This window comes from Hyalangium sp. (assembly GCF_045802625.1).
Taxonomy (GTDB): Bacteria; Myxococcota; Myxococcia; order Myxococcales; family Myxococcaceae; genus Hyalangium.
The window spans coordinates 22,480-28,707 of sequence record NZ_JBJMQP010000023.1; the positions used below are offsets into that span (position 1 = coordinate 22,480).

The window sequence follows — 6,228 nt, forward strand, 5'->3', positions numbered from 1 at the left end:
CGAAGGCAGATGCCCCTACTCGCCCTTGCTCAGGCGATCGGCGAAGAAGTTGCGAGTGTCCTGGCTCACGGGCAGCGCGCGGATGGCCGCCTGGGTCGCGGAGATCTCGTACGGCACGCGGCGGAAGAAGACGAGATCCCCGTCATAGAGCGCCCACGAGGCCCGCGGATCCCGATCGCGCGGCTGCCCCACGCTGCCCGGGTTGATCACCACCTTGCGCCCATAGAGCCCGCCAATCATCGCCATGCCCTGGGGCACGTAGAAGATCGTCTGGGGCCCCAGGAAGGTGAACATGCGGTTCCAATCCTGGGAGACGGTGAACAGCTCGCGATCCTCGTACGTGGTGAGGATGGCCGGGACATGGGTGTGGCCGCAGAAGCCGTGCGGAGTGGTGAACCGGCCGAGCAGCTCGCTGAGGAACTTATCAATCTGCGGGTTGAGCTGCAGGTAGTGCGTGCGGTAGCCCGGCCAGACGTAGCGCAGCGTGGGCTCCTCGGGCGCGCCGTGGACCCAGGTGATGCGCTCCTCCTGCTGGTGCGCCAGCGCGTCGGCCTTTCCGGCCTTCAGGTCCGCGCGCATCCGCTCCCAGGGCTCGAGCCCCTCCAGCGCCTGCGCCGACCAGAGCGCCATCTCCCGGGCATCATCCTCCATGCCCTCGTCGCCCGGGAGCGCCGTCTCCAGCTCGTGGTTGCCCGACAGCACCAGATCCGCGATCTGGTGCACTCGCGCGAAGCACTCGCGGGGGAACGGACCGTAGCCCACGGTGTCCCCCAGGCAGACGATTCGATCCGGCTTCTGGGTCTCCACGTCCCTCAGCACCGCCTCCAGCGCGGCCAGGTTGCCGTGGATGTCGCTCAGGATCGCAATGCGCGGCATGCAGCCTCCTGTCCGCCGCCCGCTCAGCCGATCTCTGGCGGCTTGGCCAGGACCTCCTCGACCATGTAGCGGATCACGTCGGACGGGGTGATGATCCCGACAAGCTCGCCTCCCCGCAAGACCGGAAGGTGGTGGATCCGGTGCTGGCGCAGCAGGTTCATCACTTCCTCGGTGCGATCGAACTCATTCACCGAGTGAACCGAGCGGGTCATCAGATCCGAGGCCCGGGTGGAGGGATCCCGATCCGCGAGCAGCGCCCCCAGCAGATCGCTCTCGCTGACGAAGCCCTCGACGCGGCCCTCGGAGCCCACCACCGGGACGCCGCCAATCCGTGCGGCCGCCAGGCAGCGGGCAATCTCGGCCAGCGAGGCCTCCGGACCGACCGAGACCACTGGCGCGGTCATCATGTTGCGTGCGTGACCTTTCATGGGCCCGGTCTACTGGCACGGCGGAAAGGGCGTCAACCCAAGCCCGCCGCCTGTGCCTTCCACCGGACGAGTCCTACCGCCGCCGCCGCCCGCCGCCACCGCCGCCGAACAGCATCAGCAGGACCCCGCCGGCCAGCGCCGCGCCGCCGCCCGCCAGCTCCGTCATGGTGCGATCCGAGTAACGCCCGGTGAGCGCCTTGGAGGCCTTCTCCGTCAGCGCGTCCTTCGCGTTCAGCCCGGTCCACAGCACCACCGCTCCCGCGACAGCGATCATCACTCCCAGGATCCGGCCAGCGCCCACAGTGCCTCCTTGGCTGCCCCGCAGGATACGCAGGCAGGAGCGCGCGCCACGCAGATTTTTCTCCGGCTTCTTGGGGTATGCATCGGGGCCATGCCCTACACCCCCATCATCGGCACCCTCGGCTATGTCACGTCCCCGGACGGGGAGCGGGTGCTCCTCGTCCACCGCAACGCGCGCCCCAATGACGCGCACCTGGGCAAGTACAACGGCCTGGGCGGGAAGATGCAGCCGGACGAGGACGTCGTCTCCTGCATGCGCCGCGAGATCCGCGAGGAGGCCGGGCTCGAGTGTCTGGAACTGACGCTGCGCGGCACGATCAGCTGGCCCGGCTTCGGCCCCAAGGGCGAGGACTGGCTGGGCTTCGTCTTCCGGATCCCCCGCTTCTCGGGCACGCCGTTCGAGCGCAACCCGGAGGGCGAGCTGTCCTGGGTGCCGGTGAAGGACATCCTGTCCCTGCCCTTGTGGGACGGGGATCGGCACTTCCTCCCTCTGGTGTTCGACGCGGATCCGCGGGCCTTCCACGGCGTCATGCCCTACGCGGGAGGTCACGCGGTGAGCTGGAGCTTCTCGCGGATCTGAGGCGCTGGCCGGGGCCTGATCCACGTGGATCAGGCCGGATCCAGCCACTCCGGGTCTGATCCGCCCTACCTGATACGTGTCGAGACGCTGGATCAAGCCCATGGGTGGTGTAGTACCTTCCCGCCGTCTTCCAGGAGGACTCGTCAGGTGTTCTTCCGTTCCGGGTGGTTGGATTCGCTGTTCGATCGCTTGGGGCTCACCCAGTGGGTGGGTCCGCTGCGAGCGTTCCTGCGGCGAGCTCGGAACAACGAGCCGCTGGATGGCCAACCTGCAGTCCGCAGTGCGTCTCCGCAGTCACCTCCCATCGAGTCCACCATGCCCACCAAGAAGTCCCGAGCCCAGAGCAAGAAGACCTCACGTTCTCAGCCCGCCAAGGCGCAGAAGCGCGCCGCGAAGCCCGCAGCTCGCAAGGCCGCCTCCAAGCGCGGCGCCGCGAGCAAGCGCACCGGCGCGTCCCGGGCCGCCACCGCGGAAGCCGTGAAGCAGCTGGTAGCGGCGCTGCAGAACCACCCGCAGCACAAGGACATCGTCTCGGCCGGGCAGCAGCAGAAGGACCAGCTGCTGCGCTCGTTGATCCCGCTCTACCTGGCGCGCTCGCTGGGCCTGGAGGTGACGTCGGGGACCACCTCGCGCTTCTGGAGCCAGCTGGGCGTGTCCTACGCCGCGCCCAACGCCGCCAAGGCGCTGCGCATGCACACCGGCTACGCCTCGGATTCGAAGAAGGGCAAGACGATCACCGCCAAGGGCATCCGGTACGTCGAGGACGCCATCGCTCGCGGCTGAGCCCGGCGTACCTGTCTCCGGCTGGATGACTCCCCGCCCCCTCTGCTGGAGAGGGCGGGGAGTGAAGTCCGAGACAGCCTGGGTGTCGATCGACTTCCTCCTCGTGGGCAGCTACAGCGTCCCCTGTTCGCCGCTGTCGAGAGGAGCCAGTCCATGCACGTTCGTTGGGGAATCCTGATCCCCCTGCTCTCCGCCCACCTGATCGGGTGTGGCCTGGAGACGAAGTCCTCCGAGTGCTCCGAGAAGGGCACAGGCGTCACCCAGGTCGAGGGCGTGTTCGCCTTGTCGAAGGTTCCGGACTACGCCGTCGCCGGGAAGCCGACTGTCTATCCGTTCACATACCCGACTCAGCAGACCTGTGATGACACCGTCACGGCCCGGCTCGAGCGGGCCGATGGGACCGAGGTGCCCACGGAGTGGTCCGTCCAGCGTGTCGATCGGACCCGAGGCACGGCCGAGCTCACGCCGACGGAGTCGGGCGCGTTCCTGCTGAAGTTGACGTTCGAGCCGGGCGACCGAGTGGCCTCCCTGAACGTCATCGCGGTGGAGGACCGGAGCGCGGCGCATGAGGAGCTCCCCCGCTGGTGCACGGAGGTGCACCGGACAGCCGCGGGCTCCCTGCTGTGTGACGACCGCGTGTTCCGAGGAGGCGTCCAGGTGGCCCAGGTCACCTCCCCCAACCATCACGCCGTCGCGAAGAACGTGGTGTGGGAGTGGCAAGTCTCGGATGGGACCCTGCGGCGATATGTCGACGATGGGAGCGGGGCGCTCCGGATGGATCCGGCCCTCGCGTTCAGCGGGCCGTGCTGCGCGGACCCCGAGCAGCTCGTGGCGACCGAGGGCGACGTCCTCGTGCTGGACACCGAGCTGCGCCGCTACGAGAACACCGAGGCAGGCCTCGTCTCACGAGGGAGCTCGAAGTACGGCGAGGCCCACGGCGGCGTGACGTTCTTCCTTGGGGACAAGCTGCTCTTCCGAAAGGACAACCTGGCGTTCTTGATCTTCCAGCAGCAGACCCGCTCGGAGGCGTGCGTGTTCTCCCTGGAGGGAGGACAGGTGACGCTGGTGCCCTGGAATGGCCCCGTGGCCGATCAGCACAACGGGTGCCAGCTCCTCCCGGGCACGCACGTGGGTGCGAGCGATGGAGGCGTCTGGGTCTACGACTTCTCGGATCCCGCTTCCCTGCGCTTCTATGCTCCCGCGGGCGCCGGGCTCGTGGAGGCTGCCTCCTTTCCGCTGCCGGCCCCGGAGAAGATGGAGGTCGGCACGGCGACGGGAGTGACCCCGGGCCCACCAGAACTGCGCCACGGGGTCGAGCGGATTCTTCCGCGGTACGTGGGAGGAAAGCTGGGGTTCGAGCTCTACTCCCCCGAGTCCGGCTATGAGTTCCGCGACTCGGATGAGGCCCTGGTGACGTTCATCACCTCGCAGGGTCCCGGCTCGACGCGCGTGTACGTGCGCTGAGCGAAAGAAGCTTCACGTGGTCGAGTGGCTCCTCCGTGAGCCGAACCACCCACCTGCCCGTCGCGGTGCGCCGCGACCGCGAGAGCAGCTCCTCGCCGCGCTCGGGATTCGGGAACCCGATTACCCGTGGAGGCGGTCAGTATCCTGCGAAGTAGGTTCGCAGAACGAGCGCTGTGAAGGGTGCGCTGGTGGTGGAGCGGGTGATGGTGCCTGCGGGGTGCGTGGTGACGGCGCTGAGCGGCGGGCCCGGAGCGGCCATCATCCTCCAGCGCGCCGGTGATGCGGTCAAAGGGCAACCCGCGGCACCAGAAGGCCCTGGCGAATGGGGACCGGCCAAGGAGTCCATGAGCAAGCGCTCGGCGCGCTACCAGGAGCAGATCACCGGCCACTCTTCCAGCGAGGCGTACTGGGTAGGCGGCAAGGACTTGAAGAGCGGCGGAGTGAAGCTCGACGGCTTCAAGGATGGCACATTGCTAGACGCCAAGGGGCCCGGCTATGCCAACAAGTTCACCGATGGGCTCAAGCCAAAACCGTGGTTTGAGCCCACGGGGGCCAAGCAGATCATCGAGCAAGCGAAGCGCCAGCTCAAGGCAGCCCCAGGCGTGCCCATCCGTTGGCATGTAGCGGAGAAGAAGGCGGCAGACGCGATTCGTAAGCTCTTGGACGATGCGAAGGTTCGGGGGATCGAGGTGGTTCACACCCCTGCGCTGCAATAAGAAGAGCCCATGATCGAGACGTACTACATCGGCGCTTATTGGGGCGCGCGCAAGGAGGATGCTCAAGCGTGCGCGCGGCGCATAGCCACCCTGGTCCAATTGCTTCAGCCGGTCGATCTGCTCTTCGCCAGCTGGTTCAAGGGCGCGAAGTCCCTCAAGCAGTCCCTCACGCGTCCGCTGGAACTCGAGTTCTCCAGCCTCCAAGAGTACGTCCAGCGCAACCTCATGCGCGACGATCGGCGCCAACCCATGGAGGATCTGGGCTTCAGTATCAGCCTGTGGAATGGGCAGCAGGGGGGCAACCACGCTTTTCTGAGGATTGCCTGTGGGGGTTACTGGGAGCAGGTGAGCAATAGCTGTGTTCTCATAGCCCCTGATGAGGGGCCTGGAGCGGAGCGCGTTCTGACGACAGACTTCCAGGTTCAAGCGCTGCGGGCGCTCGCCACCGCCTGGGACCCAGATTGGGAAGTGGCCATGTCTCATGCTCACCGAGACATCATCGAGAAGAAGTGCCCAGACGTGCTGGTGGGTTGGATCACGTACCTCTCACGCCGCTTGGGCCGAGTCCCCCCACTGCCCGCACCCGTGCGCATTGAGTCCGTAGGGGACAAAGGCTCGCTGATCATCCTCACCCCCGAACGCTTCACCGCCTCCAACCCCGAGCACGTCGCCCTGGCCGAGCGCGTCCGCGAGCTGCTCGACCGCGCCGGGCTGCTCCGCAAGCCGGCTCCCGCGCAGTAGAGCCGCCTCAGACACAGCCTGCGGCGGACGGCGGGAGCGCCCAGCAGCATCGAAGTGGCTCTCGAAGCTCTGGCCTCTGGATTCCTTCACAGAACCGAGGGTCCACCGTCTTTCCCAGCAGCAGGAAAGACGCAACCCGTGCCTGGCAAGGCCCTCGGAGGATCCATGAAAAAGCGCTTCAGTCTCTTCGTACTGCTCTTCGCCCACCTCGCGCTCGCCCAGGACAAGTCCACGAGTACCGCCAAGGAGGAGGCGGCCAAGGAGGTGGGTTCCGAGGACGAATCCTCGCAGGAGGTGTCGCTGGCGTCCTCGGGAGCGACGGTCTCCTGTGGCGGCTTGC

General features: G+C 67.2%; 9 protein-coding genes. 5 read left to right on the forward strand and 4 right to left on the reverse strand.

The window, feature by feature from the left end:
* Window positions 1-15: 15 nt before the first annotated feature.
* From ACJ8AT_RS04395 to ACJ8AT_RS04405, 3 genes are all read right to left on the reverse strand, one after another.
* Window positions 16-876, reverse strand: coding sequence for a metallophosphoesterase family protein (locus ACJ8AT_RS04395; RefSeq protein ID WP_407736281.1), 861 nt, complete (start codon window positions 874-876; stop codon window positions 16-18).
* A gap of 23 nt (window positions 877-899) precedes the next feature.
* Window positions 900-1,304, reverse strand: coding sequence for a CBS domain-containing protein (locus ACJ8AT_RS04400; RefSeq protein ID WP_407736282.1), 405 nt, complete (start codon window positions 1,302-1,304; stop codon window positions 900-902).
* 73 nt (window positions 1,305-1,377) lie between these two features.
* Window positions 1,378-1,605, reverse strand: coding sequence for a DUF3185 family protein (locus tag ACJ8AT_RS04405; protein WP_407736283.1), 228 nt, complete (start codon window positions 1,603-1,605; stop codon window positions 1,378-1,380).
* Between the two features lie 90 nt (window positions 1,606-1,695).
* Between ACJ8AT_RS04405 and ACJ8AT_RS04410 the strand changes: the two genes are divergently transcribed.
* The 3 genes from ACJ8AT_RS04410 (at window position 1,696) to ACJ8AT_RS04420 (ending at window position 4,431) form a co-directional block, all read left to right on the forward strand.
* A complete protein-coding gene (locus tag ACJ8AT_RS04410) occupies window positions 1,696-2,184 on the forward strand; it encodes an NUDIX hydrolase (protein WP_407736284.1) in 489 nt (162 codons plus the stop codon).
* Window positions 2,185-2,331: 147 nt separating this feature from the next.
* The gene (locus ACJ8AT_RS04415) at window positions 2,332-2,967 is read left to right on the forward strand and encodes a hypothetical protein (protein ID WP_407736285.1); all 636 of its coding nucleotides are present in this window, start codon (window positions 2,332-2,334) and stop codon (window positions 2,965-2,967) included.
* 153 nt (window positions 2,968-3,120) lie between these two features.
* Window positions 3,121-4,431 carry a hypothetical protein gene (locus ACJ8AT_RS04420; protein ID WP_407736286.1) on the forward strand — a complete coding sequence of 437 codons (1,311 nt, stop codon included), beginning with the start codon at window positions 3,121-3,123 and terminating at the stop codon, window positions 4,429-4,431.
* Here ACJ8AT_RS04420 and ACJ8AT_RS04425 read toward each other — a convergent pair.
* A complete protein-coding gene (locus ACJ8AT_RS04425) occupies window positions 4,388-4,552 on the reverse strand; it encodes a DUF5953 family protein (protein ID WP_407736289.1) in 165 nt (54 codons plus the stop codon). The genes ACJ8AT_RS04420 and ACJ8AT_RS04425 overlap by 44 nt on opposite strands.
* A gap of 52 nt (window positions 4,553-4,604) precedes the next feature.
* Between ACJ8AT_RS04425 and ACJ8AT_RS04430 the strand changes: the two genes are divergently transcribed.
* Both ACJ8AT_RS04430 and ACJ8AT_RS04435 read left to right on the forward strand, forming a co-directional pair.
* On the forward strand, window positions 4,605-5,147 hold the full coding sequence (locus ACJ8AT_RS04430) for a Tox-REase-5 domain-containing protein (RefSeq protein ID WP_407736287.1): 543 nt from the start codon (window positions 4,605-4,607) through the stop codon (window positions 5,145-5,147).
* A 9-nt stretch (window positions 5,148-5,156) separates the two neighbouring features.
* The gene (locus ACJ8AT_RS04435; protein WP_407736288.1) at window positions 5,157-5,888 is read left to right on the forward strand and encodes an immunity 52 family protein; all 732 of its coding nucleotides are present in this window, start codon (window positions 5,157-5,159) and stop codon (window positions 5,886-5,888) included.
* Window positions 5,889-6,228: the final 340 nt, after the last annotated feature.